26 protein-coding genes are annotated in these 22,397 nt (G+C 62.5%); 14 read left to right on the top strand and 12 right to left on the bottom strand.

From position 1 onward, the window contains the following. The first annotated feature begins 186 nt into the window (after positions 1-186). Genes OO306_RS04715 through OO306_RS04705 form a run of 3 tightly spaced genes read left to right on the top strand, consistent with a single transcriptional unit; the run spans position 187 to position 3,163 of the window. A complete protein-coding gene (locus tag OO306_RS04715; protein ID WP_265967885.1) occupies positions 187-1,323 on the top strand; it encodes a nitrogen regulation protein NR(II) in 1,137 nt (378 codons plus the stop codon). A 29-nt stretch (positions 1,324-1,352) separates the two neighbouring features. After that, a complete protein-coding gene (locus OO306_RS04710; RefSeq protein ID WP_265967884.1) occupies positions 1,353-2,798 on the top strand; it encodes an ATPase domain-containing protein in 1,446 nt (481 codons plus the stop codon). An 11-nt stretch (positions 2,799-2,809) separates the two neighbouring features. Then, the gene (locus OO306_RS04705; protein ID WP_027592682.1) at positions 2,810-3,163 is read left to right on the top strand and encodes a response regulator; all 354 of its coding nucleotides are present in this window, start codon (positions 2,810-2,812) and stop codon (positions 3,161-3,163) included. 46 nt (positions 3,164-3,209) lie between these two features. On the opposite strand, the gene csrA is transcribed toward OO306_RS04705, so the two are convergent. The 8 genes from csrA to OO306_RS04665 form a co-directional block, all read right to left on the bottom strand. Next, positions 3,210-3,407, bottom strand: coding sequence for a carbon storage regulator CsrA (gene csrA, locus OO306_RS04700; protein WP_023381281.1), 198 nt, complete (start codon positions 3,405-3,407; stop codon positions 3,210-3,212). A gap of 253 nt (positions 3,408-3,660) precedes the next feature. Then, positions 3,661-4,683 (bottom strand): DNA topoisomerase IB, encoded by a 1,023-nt coding sequence (locus OO306_RS04695; protein ID WP_027592681.1) that lies wholly within the window; start codon positions 4,681-4,683, stop codon positions 3,661-3,663. Between the two features lie 57 nt (positions 4,684-4,740). After that, complete coding sequence (gene modC, locus OO306_RS04690; RefSeq protein WP_265967883.1) at positions 4,741-5,832, bottom strand: molybdenum ABC transporter ATP-binding protein; 1,092 nt, start codon at positions 5,830-5,832, stop codon at positions 4,741-4,743. Between the two features lies 1 nt (position 5,833). Then, positions 5,834-6,514, bottom strand: coding sequence for a molybdate ABC transporter permease subunit (gene modB / locus OO306_RS04685; RefSeq protein ID WP_265967882.1), 681 nt, complete (start codon positions 6,512-6,514; stop codon positions 5,834-5,836). Beyond that, positions 6,514-7,272: a molybdate ABC transporter substrate-binding protein gene (gene modA, locus OO306_RS04680; protein WP_099428849.1), complete on the bottom strand. Its 759-nt coding sequence runs from the start codon at positions 7,270-7,272 to the stop codon at positions 6,514-6,516. The genes modB and modA overlap by 1 nt, the downstream gene beginning before the upstream one ends. A 106-nt stretch (positions 7,273-7,378) precedes the next feature. Beyond that, entirely contained in the window at positions 7,379-8,455 is a 1,077-nt protein-coding gene (locus OO306_RS04675; RefSeq protein ID WP_265967881.1) for a nitronate monooxygenase family protein, read from the bottom strand. Positions 8,456-8,506: 51 nt separating this feature from the next. Further along, a complete protein-coding gene (locus OO306_RS04670; protein WP_265967880.1) occupies positions 8,507-8,677 on the bottom strand; it encodes a hypothetical protein in 171 nt (56 codons plus the stop codon). A 7-nt stretch (positions 8,678-8,684) separates the two neighbouring features. Beyond that, positions 8,685-8,987, bottom strand: a complete 303-nt coding sequence (locus tag OO306_RS04665; RefSeq protein ID WP_027592676.1) for a DUF1883 domain-containing protein — start codon at positions 8,985-8,987, stop codon at positions 8,685-8,687. A 160-nt stretch (positions 8,988-9,147) separates the two neighbouring features. On the opposite strand from OO306_RS04665, the gene OO306_RS04660 reads away from it, so the two are divergent. The 9 genes from OO306_RS04660 to OO306_RS04620 all read left to right on the top strand — a co-directional run bounded on the left by OO306_RS04660 (position 9,148) and on the right by OO306_RS04620 (position 17,841). Then, a complete protein-coding gene (locus OO306_RS04660; RefSeq protein ID WP_027592675.1) occupies positions 9,148-9,507 on the top strand; it encodes a hypothetical protein in 360 nt (119 codons plus the stop codon). Positions 9,508-9,652: 145 nt separating this feature from the next. Then, positions 9,653-10,303, top strand: a complete 651-nt coding sequence (locus OO306_RS04655; protein WP_186681141.1) for a cytochrome c — start codon at positions 9,653-9,655, stop codon at positions 10,301-10,303. After that, positions 10,300-11,214: a c-type cytochrome gene (locus tag OO306_RS04650; RefSeq protein WP_265967879.1), complete on the top strand. Its 915-nt coding sequence runs from the start codon at positions 10,300-10,302 to the stop codon at positions 11,212-11,214. The genes OO306_RS04655 and OO306_RS04650 overlap by 4 nt, the downstream gene beginning before the upstream one ends. Before the next feature lie 142 nt (positions 11,215-11,356). Continuing rightward, a complete protein-coding gene (locus tag OO306_RS04645) occupies positions 11,357-12,718 on the top strand; it encodes a UDP-glucose/GDP-mannose dehydrogenase family protein (protein WP_265967878.1) in 1,362 nt (453 codons plus the stop codon). 47 nt (positions 12,719-12,765) lie between these two features. Further along, positions 12,766-13,605 (top strand): UTP--glucose-1-phosphate uridylyltransferase GalU, encoded by an 840-nt coding sequence (gene galU, locus OO306_RS04640; RefSeq protein WP_027592671.1) that lies wholly within the window; start codon positions 12,766-12,768, stop codon positions 13,603-13,605. A gap of 97 nt (positions 13,606-13,702) precedes the next feature. Further along, complete coding sequence (gene gorA, locus OO306_RS04635; RefSeq protein ID WP_265967877.1) at positions 13,703-15,058, top strand: glutathione-disulfide reductase; 1,356 nt, start codon at positions 13,703-13,705, stop codon at positions 15,056-15,058. Positions 15,059-15,342: 284 nt separating this feature from the next. Further along, entirely contained in the window at positions 15,343-15,906 is a 564-nt protein-coding gene (gene ahpC, locus OO306_RS04630) for an alkyl hydroperoxide reductase subunit C (RefSeq protein WP_027592669.1), read from the top strand. Positions 15,907-16,030: 124 nt separating this feature from the next. After that, positions 16,031-17,593, top strand: coding sequence for an alkyl hydroperoxide reductase subunit F (gene ahpF, locus OO306_RS04625; RefSeq protein ID WP_265967876.1), 1,563 nt, complete (start codon positions 16,031-16,033; stop codon positions 17,591-17,593). Between the two features lie 59 nt (positions 17,594-17,652). After that, the gene (locus OO306_RS04620; protein WP_027592667.1) at positions 17,653-17,841 is read left to right on the top strand and encodes a hypothetical protein; all 189 of its coding nucleotides are present in this window, start codon (positions 17,653-17,655) and stop codon (positions 17,839-17,841) included. A gap of 5 nt (positions 17,842-17,846) precedes the next feature. Here the strand turns inward: OO306_RS04620 and OO306_RS04615 are convergent, their stop codons facing one another. The 3 genes from OO306_RS04615 to nhaR all read right to left on the bottom strand — a co-directional run bounded on the left by OO306_RS04615 (position 17,847) and on the right by nhaR (position 20,816). Further along, entirely contained in the window at positions 17,847-18,494 is a 648-nt protein-coding gene (locus OO306_RS04615; protein ID WP_265967875.1) for a YceH family protein, read from the bottom strand. Between the two features lie 134 nt (positions 18,495-18,628). Next, positions 18,629-19,840 (bottom strand): serine/threonine transporter SstT, encoded by a 1,212-nt coding sequence (sstT, locus tag OO306_RS04610; RefSeq protein WP_265967874.1) that lies wholly within the window; start codon positions 19,838-19,840, stop codon positions 18,629-18,631. Between the two features lie 82 nt (positions 19,841-19,922). Then, positions 19,923-20,816 (bottom strand): transcriptional activator NhaR, encoded by an 894-nt coding sequence (gene nhaR / locus OO306_RS04605; protein ID WP_085273080.1) that lies wholly within the window; start codon positions 20,814-20,816, stop codon positions 19,923-19,925. 134 nt (positions 20,817-20,950) lie between these two features. On the opposite strand from nhaR, the gene OO306_RS04600 reads away from it, so the two are divergent. Then, positions 20,951-21,190 (top strand): hypothetical protein, encoded by a 240-nt coding sequence (locus OO306_RS04600; RefSeq protein WP_027592663.1) that lies wholly within the window; start codon positions 20,951-20,953, stop codon positions 21,188-21,190. A 28-nt stretch (positions 21,191-21,218) separates the two neighbouring features. Then, complete coding sequence (locus OO306_RS04595) at positions 21,219-21,971, top strand: TerC family protein (protein WP_027592662.1); 753 nt, start codon at positions 21,219-21,221, stop codon at positions 21,969-21,971. A 128-nt stretch (positions 21,972-22,099) separates the two neighbouring features. Here the strand turns inward: OO306_RS04595 and OO306_RS04590 are convergent, their stop codons facing one another. Beyond that, the gene (locus OO306_RS04590) at positions 22,100-22,276 is read right to left on the bottom strand and encodes a hypothetical protein (RefSeq protein ID WP_177323871.1); all 177 of its coding nucleotides are present in this window, start codon (positions 22,274-22,276) and stop codon (positions 22,100-22,102) included. Between the last annotated feature and the right edge of the window lie 121 nt (positions 22,277-22,397).

Below are 22,397 nucleotides of genomic sequence, written 5' to 3'. Positions count from 1 at the left end.
TTTATAACCCATTGTTATAGTTGAGTCAACCGCAGCACCTATGATCAAGGGAAGACAGCCCTCACCCGTGGCCGCAATGCCTGTACTCGTCGACCGAGAACGCTGACAATCAGTTGCCACAAGGGCGGCTGCAGAGGACACTCCTGATCACGCCCAATTCCTCCCCGCTGTGCCTGTGGAGTTTGCATGGTTTCAGCTGACTGTCTCGAACACCCTGTCATGCCCGCGCACCGCTACGAACAGCTGGTTCAGTCGGTGGTGGACTACGCCATCTACATGCTCGACCCGACGGGGCATGTGGTGTCGTGGAACGCTGGCGCCGAACGCATCAAGGGCTACCGGGCCGATGAAGTGATCGGCCAGCATTTCTCGTTGTTCTTCACCCCCCAGGATTGTGCGCAAGGGCGCCCCGAACGCTTGCTGCGCCAGGCGCTCGAGCAAGGCGTGGCGCAGGATGAGGGGTGGCGCGTGCGCAAGGACGGCTCGCAATTCTGGGCGCTGGCTGCGCTGGATGTGATTCGCGATGACCTTGGGCAGATCATTGGCCTGGCCAAGGTCACCCGGGACATTACCGACCGGCGCGAATCGGCACTGCAGCTCGACGCTGTGCGTGCGCAGCTGTTTCAGGCGCAGAAACTCGAAGCGCTCGGCCAGCTGACGGGTGGGCTGGCGCATGATTTCAACAACATGCTCACGATCATCCTGAGTTCCGCCCGGCTGGCCCTCACCTCCCATGACCCGGAGCGCGTCCAGCGCCTGTTGCATCACATCATTGAAGCCGGCGAGCGGGGCACCGAGCTGACCCAACAACTGCTCAGCTTTGCCCGCCACCGCAAACTGGATGTCACGCGCATCGCGCCCCTGGAGTTGATCGCTGCCACGCGTGGCTTGCTCGAGCATTCGCTGACAAGTGAAATCGACCTGCAACACCATTTGCCCGCGAGTTTGCCCGCCATCGAAGTGGATGCCGGGCAGTTGCAGATGGTGCTGCTCAATTTGCTGTTCAACGCCCGCGACGCCATTGAGGGTAAAGGCAGCATTGGCCTGGCGGTCGATGTTGTTGAACTGGTCGGGGACGTAGAAGGGTTGCGGGGCCGTTATGTGTGCTTCGAGGTGCAGGACAGCGGCAGCGGGATTGCTCCCGACGTACTGCCACGTATCTTCGAGCCGTTTTTCACCACCAAGGCCTTCGGCAAGGGCACCGGCCTTGGCCTCAGCCAGGTTTATGGCTTTGCCAAGCAGAGCAATGGCGCCATCAGCGTCGACAGCGTGCCTGGCCAAGGCACGTGCATGCGTCTCTATTTGCCCGCGTGTGACCCATAAGCGGATCGCCAATTCTACAGGTACACACCATGGCACAAGCACTCAAGCGGCTGGTGACGGGGATCGAAGGGCTCGATGCCCTGCTCAAGGGCGGGCTGGTCGCGGGCGCGTCCTACATCATTCAAGGCCCGCCTGGCGCGGGAAAAACCATCCTCGCCAATCAGTTGGCCTGTGGCCACGTACAGGGTGGCGGCAGGGTGTTGGTGGCGACGTTGCTCAGTGAATCGCACGAGCGGCTGTTCCAGTACCTTGGGACGCTGGCGTTTTTTGATCCGACCCTGGTGGGTGACCAGATTCAATTTGTCAGTGCCTTCGATACCCTGGAGCAGGAAGGGCTCGATGCCGTGGTCAAGCTGCTGCGCCAGGAAATCAACCGGCAGCAGGCCAGCCTGCTGATCGTCGATGGGGTGCTCAATGCCCGCGTGCGCGCCGAAACGACCCTGGACACCAAGAAATTCGTGTCGGAACTGCAAGGCCACGCGGCCTTTGCCGGCTGCACCCTGCTGTTGTTGACCAGCGCCCGGCTGGACGAAGGCAGCCCGGAGCACACCATGGTCGATGGTGTGCTCGAACTGGGCGAGCAACTGGTGGGCAGCCGTGCCGTGCGCCATATTCAACTGCGCAAGACGCGTGGTAGCGCAGCCCTGTCGGGGCGCCATGAATGCTTGATCGATGAAGCGGGCATGCATGTTTTTCCACGTCTTGAATCGCTGTTCAGCCACCCCAGCCACCTGGGCAACGCCAGCCTGAGCCGTGTTTCTTCGGGCATTCCGAGCCTGGATGAAATGCTCGACGGCGGGCTGGCCACAGGCTCGGTCAGCCTCATCATGGGGCCCTCCGGTATCGGCAAGACCTCCCTGGGCCTGGCCTTCCTTAGCGCGTGCACGAAAGAAGCCCCTGGTGTGCATTTTGGCTTCTACGAAACGCCCGAACGCCTGCGCCTCAAGGCGGCATCGCTGGGCTACGATTTTGCCGCACTGGAACGCGAAGGTGCGCTGCAGCTGTGCTGGCAGCCCACCACGGAGGGTTTGCTGGACCAGGTTGGTGCGCGCTTACTGGCGCGTGTAGAGGCCCAAGGCAGCAAGCGTGTGGTGATCGACAGCCTGGGCGCCTTCAGCCGTTTGGCAATTGACCCGACTCGGCTCAACGCGTTTTTCCGCGCCTTGACCGGCGAGTTGCGGGCGCGAGGCGTCAGTGTGCTGCTGACCTGGGAGATGCGTGACATGTTCGGGTCGGAAATCATGGCCCCGGCACCGGACCTGTCGAGCATCGTCGACAACTTGATGCTGATGCGTTTCGTCGAACTGGATTCCCAGCTGCGGCGCATGCTGTCGATTCTCAAGGTGCGTGACAGCCACCATGACCCCGCGCTGCACGAGCTGTTGCTCGGCCCGCAGGGCATTATCTTGCGCAAGGCCTTCGAGGGCGCCAGCGGCGTGCTCTCGGGGACGCCGGTGCAGCAAGGCAGCGGGTGACGGGGCGGCTGATGAACACCATTCTGATCGTCGATGACGAATACCTGATCGCCGACATCCTCGGCTTTGCCCTGGAGGATGAAGGTTATCTGGTGGAAAAGGCGAGCAATGGCCTTAAGGCGCTGGAAGCACTGAAGGAAAAACGCGTCGAGCTGGTGATCACCGACTACATGATGCCGTTGCTCAATGGTGAAGAGCTGGCACGCAGGATGCGCGATGAGCTGCAGCTAAGCGACTTGCCGGTCATCCTCATGAGCGGCGCGCAGGCCAGCCAAGGATGCCCGGAGCTGTTCGCCGCGGTGTTCGACAAGCCCTTCGATATGGACAGGATGATCGCCAAGGTGCGCGAACTGCTGGGCACCTGAGGCGCAGGTCGATCAAGCGCGTCCGTGCGGCTTGAGGCAGTGCTGCTCAGTGCGAGTCGTCGTGTTTTTCCGGGGCTGGGTTGCCAGCCTGGATACGCTTGAAGATCTCTTCGCGGTGCACCTGAACATCTTTCGGTGCATCGATGCCAATCCTCACCTGCATCCCTTTGACGCCCAGAATGGTGACTTTGATGTCATCGTTGATGACGATGCTTTCGCCAACCTTACGGGTGAGTATCAGCATGTAGTTCTCCTTGGTAATGTTGAAATCCGTCGGGCTAATTGCCGCGGCGGTGGGAGCCAGTCCCTCTTCCTTCTCATTAAAGACGCTTTCGGCGGATAGGAATTCCCCGACAGACAAATTCTGTTGCGTATCTTCAGGTGCAGGCGCCGGTAACTGCCGCAAGCGGTGTCCCGGCGAAGGTGCTCGGTGGCAAGAATAGGGGGGTTCAGCCCGGATGGGAAATTTCTCTGCATCATGGCCTAAATAGACAGTGTCAATGATCGTCCTGTTCCTCCAGCGCCTGTAGAAATAACAACAGCGCCACTTCTTCTGGATCCAGGCCTTTGCGATTACGTTTGCGGGGCAAGCTGGCCAGGCGGCCGAGGGCAAAGTGTTCCAGCACGGCTGGGTGGATGTAGCAGCGCCGGCATACCGCCGGGGTATTGCCCAGGCGCGTGGCGACCTGCTTGACGATGGCAGCGACCTGGCGTTTCGCTTCGGTTTCCGGCTCCCAGGCCAGCGGCCTGAGCAGGTTCAGCGCAAGGCTGCTGCCAGCCCAGGTGCGGTAGTCTTTGGCGGTAAAGTCAGCGCCAGTAAGCGCCTGCAAGAATTGGTTGATATCGCTGGAACCGATGCTGTGGCGTTGCCCCTCTTCGTCGAGGTACTGGAACAGCGCTTGGCCCGGCAGCTCCATGCAGCGCTTGAGCAGGTTGGCCAGGCGCCTGTCGTGCAGGGTGACATCGTGCTCGACACCGCGCTTGCCGCGGAACTGGAAGCGGATGGTGCCGCCTTGCACCTTGACGTGACGGTTGCGCAGCGTGGTCAACCCGTATGACTGGTTGTCACGCAGGTAACGCTGGTTGCCGATGCGGATCAGGGTGTGGTCCAGCAGGCTGACGACCAGTGCCATCACCTTTTCCCGGTCCAGGCCCGGTCTGGCCAGGTGGGTCTCCAGTTGCGAGCGCAATTTCGGCAGTGCCTGGGCAAATGCCAACATGCGCCCGTATTTGTGCTGGTCGCGCAGTTCGCGCCATTGCTCATGGTAGCGGTACTGCTTGCGGCCACGGGCGTCGCGGCCGGTGGCTTGCAGATGGCCTTGCGGGTCAGCGCAGATCCACACATCGCTATAGGCCGGAGGGATCACCAGTGCGGCAATGCGTGCGAGGGTGTCGGCGTCGCGAACCCGCTGCCCCTCGGTGTCCAGGTAGATGAAGCGGTCGCGCCAGCGCCGTCGGCTCAGGCCCGGTTGGCTGTCGTCAACGTAATGCAGGGTGCGGGGCAGGGGGCAGTCGAGCATTGGCGGCAGGCCTCGATCAGGTCTCTGATCAATGGACAACGGCCGCGTCAGGGTTGCTCAGCCCAATAAAGCCACCGACTTGATCTGGGCGATCAGGGCCTGGCCTGGGTGTAGGCCAAGCTGGTCTGCCGAGAAGCGGGTGATGCGCGCCAGCAAGGCATTGCCCCCGGCATCCAGGCTCACCAGCACATGGGCCGGATTGTCTGCCGGGCGGGTTTCGCGCACCTGCACCGGTAGCCGGTTGAGAATGCTGGAGGCGCTGTCCGCCGTCAGGGCCAGGCTCACGTCGCGCGCCTGCACCTTTACCCGCAGGGTGCTGCCCATGACGTGAGCGGGGTGGGCGATGCGCAGTATCGGCGCGCCGCTGCCGGGCAGGCGCAGATCGAGCAGGTCGTAATGGGGGTCATGCCCGACTACCAAGCCTTCGAACACCACCCCGGCATCTTCGCCCTGGGCCAGCGACAGGTCCAGGCGTGCAAGCGTTTCGCCAATCGGGCCGCTGGCCACGGCCTGGCCTTGCTCCAGCAGCACCAGGTGGTCGGCAAGGCGCGCTACTTCGTCCTGGGCATGGCTGACATACACCAGCGGGATATCCAGCTCGTCATGCAGGCGCTCCAGGTACGGCAGGATTTCGCGCTTGCGCGGCCCATCGAGGGCAGCCAACGGCTCGTCCATCAACAACAGTCGTGGGCTGCTCAGCAGCGCGCGGGCGATACCGACCCGCTGCGCCTCACCGCCGGACAACGTGGCGGGCCGACGTGCGAGCAGGTGGCCGATGCCCAGCAACTGGCACGCCTGTTCGAGGCTGACCTTGCGCTCGCTGGGCGCAACCCGGCGCCAGCCAAACTCCAGGTTGCCGCGCACCGACAAGTGCGGGAACAGGCTGGCTTCCTGGAATACATAGCCCACTGGGCGCAGGTGAGGCGCTTGAAAATAGCCGCGGCTGCTGTCTTCCCAGACCTCGCCATTGACTTCGATGTAGGCGCTGGCGGCGCGCTCCAGCCCTGCCAGGCAACGCAGGCAGGAGGTTTTACCAGACCCGGAATGGCCGAACAACGCGCTGATCCCGCGCCCTGGCAGTTGCAGGTCGACATCCAGGGTAAAGTCGTCGCGTGCCAGTTTCAGGCGCGCCACAATCGATGCAGTCATTTCAGCTCCAGCCAGCTTTGCCGCGGCGCCCCGCGTACAGCAGGAGCAGCACCAGGAACGAGAACACCAGCATGGCACCGGCCAGCCAGTGGGCTTGCGCATACTCCATGGCCTCGACGTGATCGAAGATCTGCACCGAGACCACGCGGGTTTTGTCGGGGATGTTGCCACCGATCATCAGCACCACGCCGAACTCGCCCACGGTATGGGCAAAGCCCAGAATGCTGGCGGTGATGAAGCCAGGGCGGGCCAGCGGCAGTACCACATGGACGAAGGTGTCCCATGGGCTGGCGCGCAGGGTGGCAGCCACTTCCAGCGGCCGTTGGCCGATCGCGCCAAAGGCGTTTTGCAAGGGCTGCACCACAAAGGGCATGGAGTAAATCACGGAGCCGATCACCAACCCGCTGAAGCTGAATACCACGCTGCCCAGGCCCAATGCGTGGGTGGCCTGGCCGAGCCAGCCATGGGGCCCGAGGGCGAGCAGCAGGTAAAAGCCGATGACCGTCGGTGGCAGCACCAGCGGCAGGGCCACCACCGCGCCCACCGGCCCGCGCAGCCAAGAGCGCGTGCGCGCCAGCCACCAGGCGATGGGCGTGCCGACGATCAGCAGGATCAAGGTGGTCAGGCTGGCCAGTTTGATGGTCAGCCAGATGGCACCCAGGTCACTGGCGTCCAGTGGCATCAGAGCTCATAACCGTAGGATTTGATTACCGCGGCGGCTTTCGGGCCTTTCAGGTATTCGACCAGCGCCTTGGCAGCGGCACTGTCCTTGCCTTTGTTGAGGATCACAGCGTCCTGGCGGATCGGGTCGTGCAGGTTGGATGGCACGATCCAGGCTGAGCCGCTGGTGACTTTGCCGTCCTTGTAGATCTGCGACAGCGCGACGAAGCCCAGTTCGGCATTGCCGGTGGACACGAACTGGAAGGCCTGGGTGATGTTCTGCCCTTCGACGATCTTGCCCTTGGTGGCCTCGGTCAGTTTCAGCTTGTCGAGCACCTGGGTCGCGGCCAGGCCGTAGGGGGCGGCTTTAGGGTTGGCGATGGACAAGTGCTTGTACGTGTTCTGCTTCAGCACGTCCCCCTTGGCATCCACGTAACCTTCTTTCGCCGACCACAGGGCCAGGGTGCCGATGGCGTAGGTGAAACGCGAGCCTGGGACGATTTCCTTTTCCTGCTCGAGTTTGGCCGGGGTGCTGTCGTCGGCGGCGAGGAACACTTCGAACGGCGCGCCATTCTTGATCTGGGCGTAGAACTGCCCGGTAGCACCATAGGCGGCGACCAGCGTGTGGCCGGTGTCCTTTTCAAAGTCTTTGGCTATGGCCTGAATGGGGGCTGTGAAGTTCGCTGCGACCGCGACCTGGACTTCGTCGGCCCAGGCAGTGTTAAGGCAGATCAGGCTGGCCAGGGCAGTGGCGGCCAGGTGGAATGGGCGGATACGCATGAAGACAGCTCCTTGGGTTATCGTTATAGCGTGAACTATATAGCGATAGGCCATTGGCCGGGAAGGGGGCTGGACGACCACGGCGGTAATGGCCTGCAAGTGCTGTTCAGCGCGATAGCGTTTGCAGTGCCTTGCTGGCAATTTCCTGGGTCAGCTCAGCTGCCGGCATATGCCTGCCCAAGCGCAGCGCCTGGCCCGACCACAGGTTGCTGAAGTCGCTGTTGCCTTGCGGGTCGGTGATTGCACGCAGTGGCATCAGCGCGCCACCTGCCAGCGGGAAGCGCGGTGCCAGGTCGCTCATCGGCCCAAGCTCACGCATGATGCGGTTGTTGATGCCCCGCGCTGGGCGGCCGGTGAACAGGTTGGTCAGGGCCGTGTCGCTGGCGGGCGCGGTGTCCAGCGCGCGGCGGTGGGCCGCAGACACCTTGGCCTCGGGGCAGAACAGGTAGGCCGTGCCGATCTGCACGGCCGAGGCGCCCAACGCAAGGGCCGCGACCAGGCCACGGTGGTCGGCGATGCCCCCGGCTGCAATCACCGGCACCGTGACCGCGTCGACGATCTGTGGCACCAGGGCGAAGGTGCCAATCTGGCTGGTGATGTCTTCGCTGAGGAACATGCCGCGATGGCCGCCCGCTTCATAGCCCATGGCGATGATCGCGTCACAGCCGTTGCGCTCCAGCCACAGCGCTTCTTCCACCGTGGTAGCACTGGACAGCACCTTGGCGCCACTGGCCTTGACCCGTTGCAGCAGGTGGGGCTCGGGCAGGCCGAAGTGAAAGCTCACCACTTCAGGGCGCAACTGTTCGACCAGCTGGCAGCTTTGCTCATCGAACGGCGCACGGTTGGAGACCGGCGTAGGGGCGTCGAAATCGGCACCCACCTCGCTGTAGTAAGGCTTGAGTACCTGCTTCCAGCGCGCCTCGCGGATCGCGTCGGGCGGTGGTGGTTGGTGGCAGAAGAAGTTCAGGTTCAGCGGCCGCGTAGGGCAGGCCGCGCGGAACGCTTCGATCTCATCACCTACCTGGTCACTGCTCAACATGGCGCAGGGCAGTGCGCCAAGGCCGCCCGCAGCGCCCACGGCAATGGCCATGGCCGAGCCCGTCGCACCTGCCATCGGTGCCTGCAGAATAGGCACTTCAATGCCCAGCAGATCGAGAATACGGCGGTCGGGCCAAGGGCTCATGCGGGTCTCCTTGCGGGCGGCGTGATCGGTGCGGCAGTACCTGCGGGGCGTTTACAGGGCCTTGCTGACCTGGATGTCGCTGATCTTTTCGGCGTCTTCGCCGTGGATCTTGCGCAGCGCTTGCAGCGCCTGCTCCTGGGAGGCATCGCTCATGAGTGCGAAATCCCAACGGCGCTCGCCGTCGATTTTGTATTTGATGACGTACTTGATGGTCTGGGTCATGGCGGTCTTATCTGAGTTTCGACGACGAGCGACGGATGATCTTGATCTTGTGGGTCAAGGTCGGCTTGCGCGTTACCGAGATCGGGCGCGTGGTCACGGTATCGAGGGTGATGTTCCAGAAACCGGTACTTGGAACGGTGATCTTGGCCGGGAACTTGTCGAAGGCACCACCATGGTAGGTGTGTCGACCGCCATTTTTGAAGCTGCGGAAGTTGGCGTCGTTCATCAGGCGGATGTTGCAGCGCTGGGAGCACTCGATGACGACGATATCGTCCTCGTTGAGGTGCTCGCGCTGGTGTACGAATTTCATGTGATGCTCCGCAAGGTTTGGATCTGCAAAGGCGAAAGATACCACGATGTCACGCTAAGCTGCCGCGCTCGATGGCCAGGCGTAGATAATTCTGCCAAAGCAGGGAGCAAACAGGCCTGGCTGTGGTCGAATTGGATTCTTGATGGCAGAGGTGCTGCAAATGAAGTGGATGGTGGCGGCGTTGTTCCTGGGGCTTGGGGGCTGTGTCAGCGTTTCGGAGCTTGAGCAGTCGCATGAAACGCTGGATGTGATGTCTGGCAAGACACCGCGTGAATACGCCGATTGCGTCAAGCAGAAGCTGGCCGATACCCGTGATCCGTTGGTCGAGGAGCAACGCGGTGATGGCTTGCGCCTGATCGTCCCGCAAAAGCTCACGGCCGGGGCTGGGCCGGCGGCACTGGTCGATATCGACTCGCGTGGCAGCGGCAGCAGCATCAAATTGCATGAACGGTTGAACAACTTCCCGTTGCGCCTGGGTGATGTGCGCACCGCAGCGACGCAGTGCATTTCTGGCCATTGATCTGGCGCAACGGATGCGCGGTTAAAAGGCCAATAGCTGTCACCTGGTAGGTGTTGGCGTTGTTGCGACTTGCCCTACGGGTCTAGTATCCATTTGCTTATGTTTTTTAAGCCTAAGCTTATAACAAAAGAAATGGAGATTCGTGATGACCCCGTTGAGTCGAGTCGTGATCGGCAGCCTGCTGATCCTGGCCTGGCCCACGGCGCATGCCGCCGATGGCCAGAAGATCTTCACCCAGGGCGGGGCGAACCCCGCCGCCATGGCCTGTATAGGTTGCCATGGCCCAGACGGCAAGGGCATTGCCGCTGCCGGGTTCCCTCGCTTGGCCGGCCTGCCGGCCGGTTACCTCAGCAAGCAATTGCAGGATTGGCGCAATGGCACCCGCAAGCAGCCGGTCATGGAACCGCTTGCCAAGGCCCTGAGCGACGACGAAATCAAAGCCGTCAGTGCCTACCTGGCCAGCCTCCCGGCTGAGCCAGCAGCCGATCTGCGCCGCCAGCAGATAGCCGATGACCCCACCACGCGCCTGGCACTGTATGGCGACTGGGGGCGGCAGATTCCGGGGTGTGTGCAATGCCACGGCCCAGGCGGCAGCGGCGTGGGTGAGCATTTCCCACCGCTGGCAGGCCAGCCTGCGGCTTACCTGGTAGCCCAACTGAATGCCTGGCGCGACGGCAGCCGCAGCAATGACCCCAACCAACTGATGGTCGGCGTGGCCAAGGCCATGACCGATGACGAGGTCAAGGCGATTGCCGCGTTCTTCGCCCGTCCCGCCCACCCGGAGGTCACGCCATGAAGCCGATGATTCCAGCCGTGCTGCTGCTGGCCATGGGCAGTGCCCAGGCAGCCCCGATCGCCATGGAAGACCAGTCGCAGTTGAAAGTGCCGGGCGTGCAGGCCGCGCCCCAGTTCGTGCCGCCAGCCGAGAGCGAGTTGCCGGACAATGCCTTTGGCAAGATGGTCCGCCAGGGCCATGCGCTGTTTGTCGATACCCGGCGGCTGATGCCCGAAGCCGTGGGCAACGGCATGAACTGCAGCAACTGCCACCTTGATCAGGGGCGCCTGGCCCACTCCGCGCCGATGTGGGGTGCGTATCCGATGTACCCGGCGTATCGCAAGAAAAACGACAAGGTCAACACCTATGCCGAGCGCATTCAGGGGTGTTTCCAGTTCAGCATGAATGGCAAACCACCGGCGGCTGACAGCCCGCAGATGACGGCGTTGTCGGTGTATGCCTACTGGTTGTCGACCAAGGCGCCGACAGGCGTGGAGATCGCCGGGCGCGGCTACCCCGACGTACCGCAACCCCAGGGTGGCTACGACTTCAAGCGTGGCCAGCAGGTCTACCGTGACCAGTGTGCGATTTGCCACGGCGACAATGGCGAAGGGCAGCAGGTGGCCGGCGAGTATGTAATGCCGCCGTTGTGGGGCAAGGATTCCTACAACTGGGGGGCCGGGATGCACCGTATCAACACGGCGGCGTCCTTCATCAAATACAACATGCCGCTGGGCAAGCCTGGCAGCCTGAGCGATGAACAGGCCTGGGATGTGGCGGCATGGATCAACCGCCATGAGCGCCCGCAGGACCCGCGGTTGGTGGACGGGTCTGTGGAGAAGACGCGGCTGAAGTTTCATGCCAATGACGGGGTGAACCTGTATGGGCAGAAGGTCGAGGGGGTGCTGATCGGGCAGGGAACCGGTAGCTGATAGGGTTGCTGTGCTGGCCTCTTCGCGGGCTTTCCCACGAGGAGGCCAGCACAGGCAGCAACCGTTTTTGTCATCTACCCGTCACCGCCCTGCAACCACTGCCGGGTTGCAATGGCCGCCATCATCCTCAAGGAGCGCGGCCATGGAACTCTGTGTGATCGGGGCGGGGTATGTTGGTTTGGTGACGGCGGCCTGTTTTGCCGAAATGGGCAATCGCGTGGTCTGCCTGGAACGCGACCCGCAGCGCCTGATGCAACTGCGCCAAGGCCACTGCCCGATCCACGAGCCAGGCCTGCAGGCGCTGTTGCACAGCGCCATGCAGGCGGGCCGGCTGGCCTTCAGCGATGACTGGCAGCAAGCCCTGGCCGCCGCCGAGGTGGTGTTCATCGCAGTGGGCACACCGAGCCAGGAAGACGGCTCAGCCGACCTGCAGCATGTGCTGGCCGTGGCCGACAGCCTGGGGCGGCACCTGACCCACCCGTGCCTGGTGGTGAACAAGTCGACTGTTCCCGTAGGCACCGCGGAACGCGTAGCCCGGCACATTGCGCTTGGCCTGCGCGAGCGTGGCGCAGGCTTTGTTGTCGAGGTGGCGAGCAACCCCGAGTTTCTCAAGGAGGGTAGCGCCCTCGAAGACTTCATGCGCCCGGACCGCATCCTCATCGGCACCGACAGCGCAGCCGCCAGCCAGTGCCTGCAGCGGCTGTATGCGCCGTTTGTGCGTAACCGTGAACGCATCCTGTTGATGGCGCCGCGCGCCGCCGAATTCAGCAAATACGCCGCCAATGCCTTTCTGGCCACCAAGATCTCCTTCATCAACGAGCTGGCCGGGCTTTGCGCGCAGCTGGACGTGGATATCGAGCAGGTGCGACGAGGCATTGGCAGCGACCGGCGCATCGGCAGCCATTTCATCTATGCCGGGTGTGGCTATGGCGGCTCATGCTTCCCCAAGGATGTCCGGGCGCTGATCCGCACCGCCGAGCAGCTTGGCTACCCGGCGGGTATCCTGCAGGCAGTGCAAGCCCGTAACGAAGCGCAGAAGACCTTGCTGTTCAAGGCGCTGCACCAGCATTTTGGCGGCTTCATGCGTGGGCGTAGCGTGGCGCTGTGGGGGTTGGCCTTCAAACCCGGTACCGACGACCTGCGCGAGGCGCCCAGCCTGGTACTGATCGACGCCTTGCTGGCGGCCGGTGCGCGGGTACAGGCCTGCGACCCGGTGGCGCTGGGCGGCATGGCAGGGCGCTACCCGCACGCCTTGGCCACTGGCCAACTGCGCCTGAGCGAAGACCCTTACGCCTGCGTCGAAGGCGCGGACGCCCTGGTACTGGTGACCGAATGGAAGCAATTCAGGCAGCCGGATTTCCTACGGGTGCGGGGGCTTATGCGCATGCCAGTGGTATTCGATGGTCGCAATATTTACGATGCTCAGGAACTATCTACACTGGGTTATCTCTATCATGGCATCGGTCGGCCTCAGGTGGGGCATTGTAAGGTGACTGCCGCCTGATTAGACTGCGCCGAATTCCACAGGCCTAGCCTTCGTTAAGGACGTATATGATCAAAAAATGCTTGTTCCCGGCCGCCGGCTACGGCACCCGCTTCCTGCCCGCTACCAAAGCCATGCCCAAGGAAATGCTGCCGGTGGTCAACAAGCCGCTGATCCAGTATGGCGTTGAAGAAGCGCTGGATGCCGGGCTGAACGAGATCTCCATCGTGACTGGCCGTGGCAAGCGTGCCTTGGAAGACCACTTCGACATCAGCTACGAGCTGGAAAACCAGATCAAGGGCACCGACAAGGAAAAATACCTGGTCGGCATCCGTCGTCTGCTCAACGAGTGTTCTTTCTCCTACACCCGTCAGACCGAAATGAAGGGCCTGGGCCACGCGATCCTCACCGGCCGCCCGCTGATCGGCGACGAACCGTTCGCCGTCGTCCTGGCCGACGACCTGTGCGTCAACCCGGAAGGTGACGGTGTTCTGACCCAGATGGTCAAACTGTACAAGCAGTACCGCTGCTCGATCGTTGCCATCCAGGAAGTCGACCCGCAGGAAACCAACAAGTACGGTGTGATCGCCGGCGAGATGATCCGCGACGACATCTTCCGCGTCACCGACATGGTCGAAAAACCGGCCCCTGAAGACGCGCCATCGAACCTGGCGATCATTGGTCGCTACATCCTGACCCCGGATATCTTCGATATCATCGCCAACACCAAGCCGGGCAAAGGCGGTGAAATCCAGATCACCGACGCCCTGCTGCAGCAGGCCAAAGATGGCTGCGTGATCGCCTACAAGTTCAAGGGCAAGCGTTTCGACTGCGGTGGCGCCGAAGGCTACATCGACGCGACCAACTTCTGCTTCGAGAACTACTACAAGACGGGCAAGGCTTACTGATAAGCCTGGCAGGTCTGAGAGCCACCCTTCGGGGTGGCTTTTTTGTTTGCGGCGGCCAACGGCGGTATGCTGGGCGCCAGCCTAGGAGACTGAATAAATGGCCTACGATTTTGATCTGTTCGTGATTGGTGCCGGGTCCGGCGGTGTGCGCGCCGCGCGCTTTGCCGCGGGCTTTGGCGCGAAAGTGGCAGTGGCCGAGAGCCGCTACCTGGGCGGTACCTGCGTAAACGTCGGCTGCGTGCCGAAAAAACTGCTGGTGTATGGCGCGCACGTCGCTGACGAGCTGGAACAAGCCGCAGGCTTCGGCTGGACCCTGGAAGAAGGGCATTTCGACTGGGGCACCTTGATTGCCAACAAGAACCGGGAAATCGAGCGCCTCAACGGCATCTACCGTAACCTGCTGGTCAACAGCGGGGTGACCTTGTTGCAAGGCCATGCACGGCTGACCGGCGCCAACGAAGTGGACGTCGACGGCCAGCGCTACACGGCCGAGCACATCCTCATCGCCACTGGTGGCTGGCCGCAGGTGCCAGACATCCCAGGCAAGGAACTGGCCATCACCTCCAACGAGGCGTTCTACCTCAAGGCACTGCCACGCCGTGTGCTGGTGGTGGGCGGTGGCTACATTGCCGTCGAATTTGCCGGCATCTTCCAGGGTCTGGGTGCCGCCACCACCTTGCTGTACCGCGGCGACCTGTTCCTGCGTGGCTTCGACGGCTCGGTGCGCACGCACCTGAAAGAAGAGCTGGAAAAACGCGGCCTCGATCTGCAGTTCAACGCGGACATCCAGCGTATCGACAAGCTGGATGACGGCAGCCTCAAGGCCACCCTCAAGGACGGCCGCGAGCTGGTTGCCGACTGCGTGTTCTACGCCACCGGTCGCCGGCCGATGCTGGACAACCTGGGCCTGGAAAACACCGGCGTCGAGCTGGATGCCCGCGGCTACATTCGCGTTGACGACCAGTACCAGACCACCGCGCCATCGATCCTCGCCATCGGCGATGTGATCGGCCGGGTGCAGCTTACCCCCGTGGCGCTGGCCGAGGGCATGGCCGTTGCACGGCGGTTGTTCAAGCCCGAGCAGTACCGCCCGGTGGACTACCAGAACATCCCCACCGCAGTGTTCAGCCAGCCGCCGATCGGTACCGTCGGCCTGACCGAAGAGCAGGCGCTGGAAGCCGGGCATAAGGTGCAGATCTTCGAGAGCCGTTTCCGGGCCATGAAGCTGACCCTTACCGACATCCAGGAAAAGACCCTGATGAAGCTGGTGGTCGATGCCGAGACCGACAAGGTCCTGGGTTGCCACATGGTCGGGCCGGATGCCGGTGAGATCGTCCAGGGCCTGGGGATTGCGCTGAAGGCCGGGGCGACCAAGCAGCAGTTTGACGAGACCATCGGTGTGCACCCGACGGCGGCCGAAGAGTTCGTGACCATGCGTACCGTTACCCGCTGATAATTGCGTGTGACGACACCACCCTGTGGGAGCGGGTTTACCCGCGAAGAATACAACGCGGTGTATGGCACCGGCTTTGCCGGTGTTCGCGGGTAAACCCGCTCCCACAGGGTTCTGCTACACAAGCAGCAGCTGCGTTGTTCAGCGCAATCTCTTCTATTAATAAACCTTGGTTATAGCCAAAACCAATCAGCAGCATCAGCTTTGCCAATGAGCCTTCAATGGGATGAACGGTTAGGATTCTCTCCATCAACTGATTCCAACCCCATGAAGGAGCGTCTCTCATGCCTATCATCAACAGCCAAGTCAAACCGTTCAACGCCACTGCCTACCACAAAGGCGAGTTCGTCCAGGTCAGCGAAGCCGACCTGAAAGGCAAGTGGTCTGTCGTGTTCTTCTACCCGGCCGACTTCACCTTCGTCTGCCCAACCGAACTGGGTGACCTCGCTGACAACTACGCCGAGTTCCAGAAGCTGGGCGTCGAGATCTACGGCGTGTCCACCGACACCCACTTCACCCACAAAGCCTGGCACGACACTTCGGACACCATCGGCAAGATCGAATACCCGCTGATCGGTGACCCGACTCACATCATCTCGCGCAACTTCGACGTACTGATCGAAGAAGCCGGCCTGGCCGATCGCGGTACCTTCGTGATCAACCCAGAAGGCCAGATCAAGATCGTCGAACTCAACGACGGTGGTGTAGGCCGTGACGCCAGCGAGCTGCTGCGCAAGGTCAAGGCTGCCCAGTACGTTGCCGCTCACCCAGGCGAAGTCTGCCCGGCCAAGTGGAAAGAAGGCGAAGCCACCCTGGCACCGTCGCTGGACCTGGTTGGCAAGATCTAAGGTCGTGCGCCAGTCGCGGGCGGTAAGCAGCCGCCAAAGCTGAAGTACCTACCGCCCCGCCAAACGCCCGGGCGCTGCTGCCTGGGCGTTTTTGTATCTGAAGATTGAAAAAGGAATCGCCCGTATGTTGGACGCCACGCTTAAATCGCAACTGAAAACCTACCTGGAGCGGGTCACCCAGCCGATCGAGATCGTTGCCTCCCTCGACGACGGCGCGAAGTCCCGCGAATTGCACGACCTGCTGGTGGAAATCGCCGGCCTGTCGAACCTGATTACCCTGCGCGCGGACGGAAGCGACGCCCGTCGTCCTTCGTTCTCGCTCAACCGCCCGGGGGCTGACATCAGCCTGCGTTTCGCCGGCATCCCCATGGGCCACGAATTCACCTCCCTGGTGCTGGCGCTGCTGCAAGTCGGCGGCCACCCGTCCAAGGCCAGCGCCGACGTGATCGAGCAGATCCAAGGGCTGCAAGGCGAATTCACCTTCGAAACCTACTTCTCGCTGTCGTGCCAGAACTGCCCGGACGTGGTCCAGGCGCTGAACCTGATGGCGGTGCTCAACCCCAACGTGCGCCATGTGGCCATTGATGGCGCGCTGTTCCAGGACGAAGTCGAAGCGCGCAAGATCATGGCGGTGCCGAGCGTTTACCTGAACGGCGAAGTGTTTGGCCAGGGCCGCATGGGCCTGGAAGAGATTCTGGGCAAGATCGACACCAGCGCCGGCACCCGCCAGGCCGAGAAGATCAATGTCAAGGACGCATTCGACGTATTGGTGGTCGGTGGTGGCCCAGCCGGCGCCGCGGCGGCGATCTATGCCGCGCGTAAAGGCATCCGCACCGGTGTTGCCGCCGAGCGCTTTGGTGGGCAGGTGCTCGACACCCTGGCCATCGAAAACTTCATTTCAGTGCAGGAAACCGAAGGGCCGAAGCTGGCCACCGCGCTGGAAGAACACGTCAAGCAGTACGACGTCGACATCATGAACCTGCAGCGCGGCGAGGCGTTGATCCCTGCCACCGACGGCGGCCTGCACGAAGTACGCCTGGCCGGTGGTGCCTCGCTCAAGGCCAAGACCGTGATCCTGGCCACCGGTGCCCGCTGGCGCGAAATGAACGTGCCGGGTGAACAGGAATACCGCGGTCGCGGCGTGGCCTACTGCCCGCACTGTGACGGCCCGCTGTTCAAGGGCAAGCGCGTGGCGGTGATCGGCGGCGGCAACTCTGGTGTGGAAGCGGCCATCGACCTGGCCGGCATTGTCGCCCAGGTGACGCTGATCGAGTTCGACAGCCAACTGCGTGCTGACGCCGTGCTGCAACGCAAGCTGCACAGCTTGCCGAACGTGAAGGTGATCACCAGTGCGCTGACCACCGAAGTGCTGGGCAATGGTGAGAAAGTGTCCGGTTTGCGCTACAAGGATCGCACCACCGATGAGCTGCATGACCTGGCGCTGGAGGGCATCTTCGTACAGATCGGTCTGCTGCCGAACACTGACTGGCTGAAAGGTACGGTCGAGCTGTCGCCGCGTGGCGAGATCATTGTCGATGCCAAGGGCGCGACCAACATCCCAGGCGTGTTTGCCGCCGGTGACGTGACCACAGTGCCGTACAAGCAGATCGTCATCGCCGTAGGCGAGGGCGCCAAGGCTTCGCTGGCAGCCTTCGATCACCTGATCCGCACCTCGGCGCCGGCGTAAGCCAAGCGCAAGCCTGAGGGTGTCTATGATTACCCCAGACACCCTCAGGAATCTCACCCATGACCCTGATCAGCCGCGAACCCTGGTGGCTAGTGCCACCCAAGCCCGGGCAAAAGGAGCAGGACCTGCACTGGGGCTATCTGGAAATCTACGCCGACGGCCGCACTGTGTTCGTCGACCAGCGCCCCAGCGATAAAGAACTGGCCGAGCGCAAAAGCTGCCGCAACTTCCCCGACCCCGAGCACTGAAGGGCTTAGCCTTCGAGCTCGGCCAGGCGCGCCTCCAGCGCTGCAATCCGGGCTTCCAAGGCCTCCATGCGCTCCTCCGAAACACTGCCGCCACTGCTGCGGGCGCCCCCCTCCTGCTGGCGCGCAGCCAAAATCGCCTCGATTTCTGCCGGGTCACCCAGCGCATGGGTATAGCGGTCTTCGCGTTGGCCTGCCTGGCGCGGCAGGTGCAAAGCCAAATTCCGTGAAATCAGGCGCTCCAGCTGGTGCTGGATTTGTTCAGTGTCGTCGAAGTCGTGCAGGCGGTTGCTGCGGCTGAGCAGCTCGTTGAGGGTTTGCGGCCCCCGCAGGAACATCAGGCCCATCAGCACCAGCTGCGCCGGCACCAGCTCCAGGGCCTTGTCCACGCGTTGCTCCCAGCGGTCGGCGCGGCTGCCCATCTGCAAGCGTGTCATGCCCTGGCCTTCGAGTGCGCGCAAGGCCTGGCCGACCTGGCCTTGGGTGAGGTTCATCACCGGCTCGCGGCTGGTCTTCTGGTTACAGGCCAGGACCAGGGCATTGAGAGTCAGTGGGTAGCTTTCCGGGCTGGTGGCCTGTTTTTCGATCAGCGAGCCGAGAATGCGGATCTCGGTGCTGTTGAAACGGCCTTCACCTGCGGTTTCGTGTTCTGACATGGCCCAGTCTCATTGCGAGGAAAAGGCCACTAGCGTAGGTAAAGCCGCTGCATTAGGCAATTGGCAGCGCTTGTTGAACGGCCTTGCCGGGGCTCCGGGCTGGTCGAAAGGGCCGCAAAGCGGCCCCAACACGCTTAAGCCCCGCGTCGCTCTTCAGCCTGGCACGCCGCTGCCGTGAACAGCACGTCGGTCGAAGAATTCAGCGCAGTCTCGGCCGAGTCCTGCAGTACGCCGATGATGAAGCCCACGGCAACCACCTGCATGGCGATCTCGCTGGGGATGCCAAACAGGCTGCAAGCCAGCGGAATCAACAGCAGCGAACCACCAGCCACGCCCGAAGCGCCGCACGCGCAGACCGCTGCCACCACACTCAGCAACACCGCAGTCGGCAAGTCGACCGGGATACCCAGGGTGTGCACGGCCGCCAGGGTCAGCACGGTGATGGTGATCGCGGCGCCGGCCATATTGATGGTCGCGCCCAGGGGGATCGACACCGAATAGGTGTCTTCATGCAGGCCAAGGCGCTCCGAAAGTGCCAGGTTGACCGGAATGTTGGCGGCCGAGCTGCGGGTGAAGAACGCCGTGATACCGCTTTCGCGCAGGCACAACAACGTCAGTGGGTACGGGTTGCGGCGAATCTTCCAGAACACGATCAGCGGGTTCATCACCAGGGCCACGAACAGCATGCAGCCAATCAGCACGGCCAGCAGGTGCAAGTAGCCGAGCAGGGCGCTCAAGCCCGACTGTGCCAGGGTCGCGCTGACCAGGCCGAAGATGCCCAGCGGGGCGAAGCGGATGACCACGCGCACGATCAGGGTCACGCCGTTGGACAGGTCCTCGACCACAGTGCGGGTGGTTTCGCCGGCATGGCGCAGCGCCACGCCCAGGCCGATCGCCCAGGTCAGCACGCCGATGAAGTTAGCGTTGAGCAAGGCATTGACCGGGTTGTCGACGGCGCTCAGCAGCAGGTTCTGCAGCACTTCCGTGATGCCGCCCGGCGCACTCAGGGCGGCGTCGCCGGCGCTCAGTGCCAGGTGCGACGGGAACAGCATGCTGGCGACCACGGCCACCACGGCTGCGGTAAAGGTACCCAGCAGGTACAGCCACAGGATCGGGCGGATGTGGGTTTCCTGGCCATGGCGGTGGTTGGCGATCGAGGCCATGACCAGGATGAACACCAGGATCGGCGCCACGGCCTTGAGGGCGCTGACGAACACCTTGCCGAGGAAGGCCAGGTTGCGGGCGACGTCGGGCGCCAGCAGTGCCAGGGCGATGCCCGCGAGCAGGCCGATGACGATCTGCGTCACCAGGCTGGTGCGGTTGAGGAGGCGGAAGACAGGGGTCATGTGCAGCGCAGTCTCGGTTTTTGAAAGGGCGGGACTTTACCACAGACCGCTGTAGGGCTTGCCGGCAATGAAGTGGGAAAAATTACCAGTGGAACAGCTCCCGCCGCGCCCCTTCGGTAATGGCCACGATGCCCGGGTGCTTGACCTTGCGCTCCACTGAGATGGCATAGAACGACTCATGCACCGCCTCGGTCTGCCCGATCAACTGCACGCCATACTGGCGGCACACCTCCTCGGCGATGACGCTGGGCGCGACGAAAATGCCGCTGCCCGATTGCCCGAATGCCTGCATCAAGGCGCTGTCGTCGAACTCGCCAACGATGCGCGGCTGCACCTGTTGCTCGCCCAGCCAACGGAGCAAGCGGCTGCGCACCACGGTTTCCTGGCCTGGAATCAACAGCGGCGCATCTTGCAGGCAGGCCGGGAAGGGGCCGGCATGGCGTTGTGCCAAGGCCTGGGTGGCGAAGAAACTCAGGCCGCACTCGCCCAGCTTCTGGCTGTAGCCCTTGATGTCTAGGTGGCTGGGCATCGGGCTGTCGGAGATGACCAGGTCCAGGCGCTGGATCGCCAGGTCTGCCAGCAGCCGCTCGAGCTTGTCTTCGCGGCAGTTGATGCGCAGCACTTCGTCCAGCTCCATGGTCGGCGCCAGCAGGCGGTAGACGATGGATTTGGGGACCACGTCGGCCACGCCCACACGGAACAGGATCTGTTCCTGTGGGCCGGCACGCAGCAGGGCTTCGAGCTCGCCGCCGATCTGGAACATCTGCTCGGCATACACCAGCGTCTGGCGGCCGGTCTCGGTCAACTCCAGTTGCCGCCCGACCCGTTGAAATAGCTCCAGGCCATAGGTCTGCTCGAACAGGCTGATCTGCCCGCTGATGGTCTGGGGGGTCAGGTTCAATTGCTCACTGGCCCGCGCAATGCTGCCGGTCTTGGCCACGGCCCAGAAGTAGTGCAATTGGCGGTAGTTGAGCATCGGGTTTTTCTCGATTCGTAAAAACCGAAGTATAACCGCTGAAAATACGAATTTTCCTGATGTATTGGCCTCTTTAGAATGCGACTCCATCAGGCGCTGCGTGCGCCGCCGGAATATCGACAAGCGAGGAACCCATGTTGCAGCTTAAATCCATTGGCACGCCTTTGGTGTTGGCCCTGGCCCTGTTCACCCTGGCCGGCTGCGATCAGGCCGAGAAATCCGCCCAGCAGATGCTCGACCAGGCGGCCCAGTCGGCCAAGCAGGCCATCGACAAGACCAACGAAGCGGCGCAGCAGGCCCTGAGCGATGCCATCGGCAGCGAAGGCCAGCCGCCAAAAGACGTTGAAAAGCAAGAAAAGACCCAGGACATCTGACCCCAAGACCCGATGCAGGATTGATTAAATGGAATATTTGCTGGAACTCGCCGCAAGCCCGACCGCCTGGGTCGCCCTCGCCACGCTGGTGGCCATGGAGATCGTGCTGGGTATCGACAACCTGATCTTCATCTCCATCCTCACCAACAAACTGCCCCTGGAGTACCGCTCCAAGGCGCGGCGCATTGGTATCAGCATGGCCTTGGTCATGCGCCTGGCGCTGCTCAGCACCGTGGCCTGGATCGTCCAGCTGACCGAACCTGTGGTCGATGTGTTCGGCCATAGCTTCTCGTGGAAGGACATGATCCTGATCGCCGGTGGCCTGTTCCTGCTGTGGAAGGCGACCAAGGAAATTCACGAAAACGTCGACCCGCACGGCGCCAAGGAAGAATCCAAGGCCGGTTCCACCATCACCTTGGGCTTCGCTGCGGCCATCGGCCAGATCCTGTTGCTGGATATCGTCTTCTCGATCGACAGCATCATTACCGCCGTGGGCATGACCGAACACCTGCCGATCATGATCATTGCCGTGATCGCTGCTGTGATCGTGATGTTGGTGGCGGCCGACCCGCTGGCCAAGTTCATCAATGACAACCCGACCGTGGTGATGCTGGCCCTGGGCTTCCTGATCATGATCGGCATGACCCTGATTGCCGAAGGCATGGGCGCTCACGTGCCGAAAGGGTATGTGTATGCGGCGATGGCGTTCTCGACCTTGATCGAGATCCTCAACATCATGGCCCGTCGGGCGCGGATGAAGCGCGAAGCGGCTGAGGGTTGATCTAGAAAAAGAGGGGCCATGTGGGAGCGGGCTTGCCCCGCGAACACCGGCGAAGCCGGTGCCAACCACCGCGTGGCCCCATTCGCGGGTCAAGCCCGCTCCCACAGGTATACATCAAATACGTGCGTTTAATGTGCCTCTACCTGCCGCCGCGCCCCGCGCACAGCCTGAGGTTCGGCCACACCCTGCGGTGGCAGGTGATGATGGGAATGACGCCGTACGATACGCAGTACACCCCACAGCATGGCGGCTGCGACGCTCAGCCACATACCTACCAGCATGAGGATTGCCAGGGTCAGGCTCATGTGTGCCTCCTTCTCTCGGGCCAGCGCGCTGTCAGCCAGGGCTCGCCTTACAGACACTTCATTAGTCTAGCCTGCCCCTTGTGACGTTCCATTGACCTTAGGTCTATTGCTGAGGCCGATT

It is taken from the genome of Pseudomonas sp. DCB_AW (assembly GCF_026240895.1).
Taxonomy (GTDB): Bacteria; Pseudomonadota; Gammaproteobacteria; order Pseudomonadales; family Pseudomonadaceae; genus Aquipseudomonas; species Aquipseudomonas kermanshahensis.
The sequence above is the reverse complement of the archived record's forward strand: the minus strand, read 5'-3'. Positions and strand labels throughout refer to the sequence as shown.

Coding starts and splice junctions, on each gene's coding strand:
- modA (WP_099428849.1), bottom strand. CDS start 7,272: ATGCGTATCCGCCCATTCCACCTGGCCGCCACTGCCCTGGCCAGCCTG.
- OO306_RS04705 (WP_027592682.1), top strand. CDS start 2,810: ATGAACACCATTCTGATCGTCGATGACGAATACCTGATCGCCGACATC.
- OO306_RS04620 (WP_027592667.1), top strand. CDS start 17,653: ATGACCCTGATCAGCCGCGAACCCTGGTGGCTAGTGCCACCCAAGCCC.
- OO306_RS04670 (WP_265967880.1), bottom strand. CDS start 8,677: ATGACCCAGACCATCAAGTACGTCATCAAATACAAAATCGACGGCGAG.
- OO306_RS04615 (WP_265967875.1), bottom strand. CDS start 18,494: ATGTCAGAACACGAAACCGCAGGTGAAGGCCGTTTCAACAGCACCGAG.
- nhaR (WP_085273080.1), bottom strand. CDS start 20,816: ATGCTCAACTACCGCCAATTGCACTACTTCTGGGCCGTGGCCAAGACC.
- sstT (WP_265967874.1), bottom strand. CDS start 19,840: ATGACCCCTGTCTTCCGCCTCCTCAACCGCACCAGCCTGGTGACGCAG.
- ahpF (WP_265967876.1), top strand. CDS start 16,031: ATGTTGGACGCCACGCTTAAATCGCAACTGAAAACCTACCTGGAGCGG.
- OO306_RS04655 (WP_186681141.1), top strand. CDS start 9,653: ATGACCCCGTTGAGTCGAGTCGTGATCGGCAGCCTGCTGATCCTGGCC.
- modC (WP_265967883.1), bottom strand. CDS start 5,832: ATGACTGCATCGATTGTGGCGCGCCTGAAACTGGCACGCGACGACTTT.
- modB (WP_265967882.1), bottom strand. CDS start 6,514: ATGCCACTGGACGCCAGTGACCTGGGTGCCATCTGGCTGACCATCAAA.
- OO306_RS04665 (WP_027592676.1), bottom strand. CDS start 8,987: ATGAAATTCGTACACCAGCGCGAGCACCTCAACGAGGACGATATCGTC.
- OO306_RS04660 (WP_027592675.1), top strand. CDS start 9,148: ATGAAGTGGATGGTGGCGGCGTTGTTCCTGGGGCTTGGGGGCTGTGTC.
- OO306_RS04715 (WP_265967885.1), top strand. CDS start 187: ATGGTTTCAGCTGACTGTCTCGAACACCCTGTCATGCCCGCGCACCGC.
- OO306_RS04675 (WP_265967881.1), bottom strand. CDS start 8,455: ATGAGCCCTTGGCCCGACCGCCGTATTCTCGATCTGCTGGGCATTGAA.
- OO306_RS04650 (WP_265967879.1), top strand. CDS start 10,300: ATGAAGCCGATGATTCCAGCCGTGCTGCTGCTGGCCATGGGCAGTGCC.
- OO306_RS04710 (WP_265967884.1), top strand. CDS start 1,353: ATGGCACAAGCACTCAAGCGGCTGGTGACGGGGATCGAAGGGCTCGAT.
- gorA (WP_265967877.1), top strand. CDS start 13,703: ATGGCCTACGATTTTGATCTGTTCGTGATTGGTGCCGGGTCCGGCGGT.
- csrA (WP_023381281.1), bottom strand. CDS start 3,407: ATGCTGATACTCACCCGTAAGGTTGGCGAAAGCATCGTCATCAACGAT.
- ahpC (WP_027592669.1), top strand. CDS start 15,343: ATGCCTATCATCAACAGCCAAGTCAAACCGTTCAACGCCACTGCCTAC.
- OO306_RS04590 (WP_177323871.1), bottom strand. CDS start 22,276: ATGAGCCTGACCCTGGCAATCCTCATGCTGGTAGGTATGTGGCTGAGC.
- OO306_RS04645 (WP_265967878.1), top strand. CDS start 11,357: ATGGAACTCTGTGTGATCGGGGCGGGGTATGTTGGTTTGGTGACGGCG.
- OO306_RS04695 (WP_027592681.1), bottom strand. CDS start 4,683: ATGCTCGACTGCCCCCTGCCCCGCACCCTGCATTACGTTGACGACAGC.
- galU (WP_027592671.1), top strand. CDS start 12,766: ATGATCAAAAAATGCTTGTTCCCGGCCGCCGGCTACGGCACCCGCTTC.
- OO306_RS04595 (WP_027592662.1), top strand. CDS start 21,219: ATGGAATATTTGCTGGAACTCGCCGCAAGCCCGACCGCCTGGGTCGCC.
- OO306_RS04600 (WP_027592663.1), top strand. CDS start 20,951: ATGTTGCAGCTTAAATCCATTGGCACGCCTTTGGTGTTGGCCCTGGCC.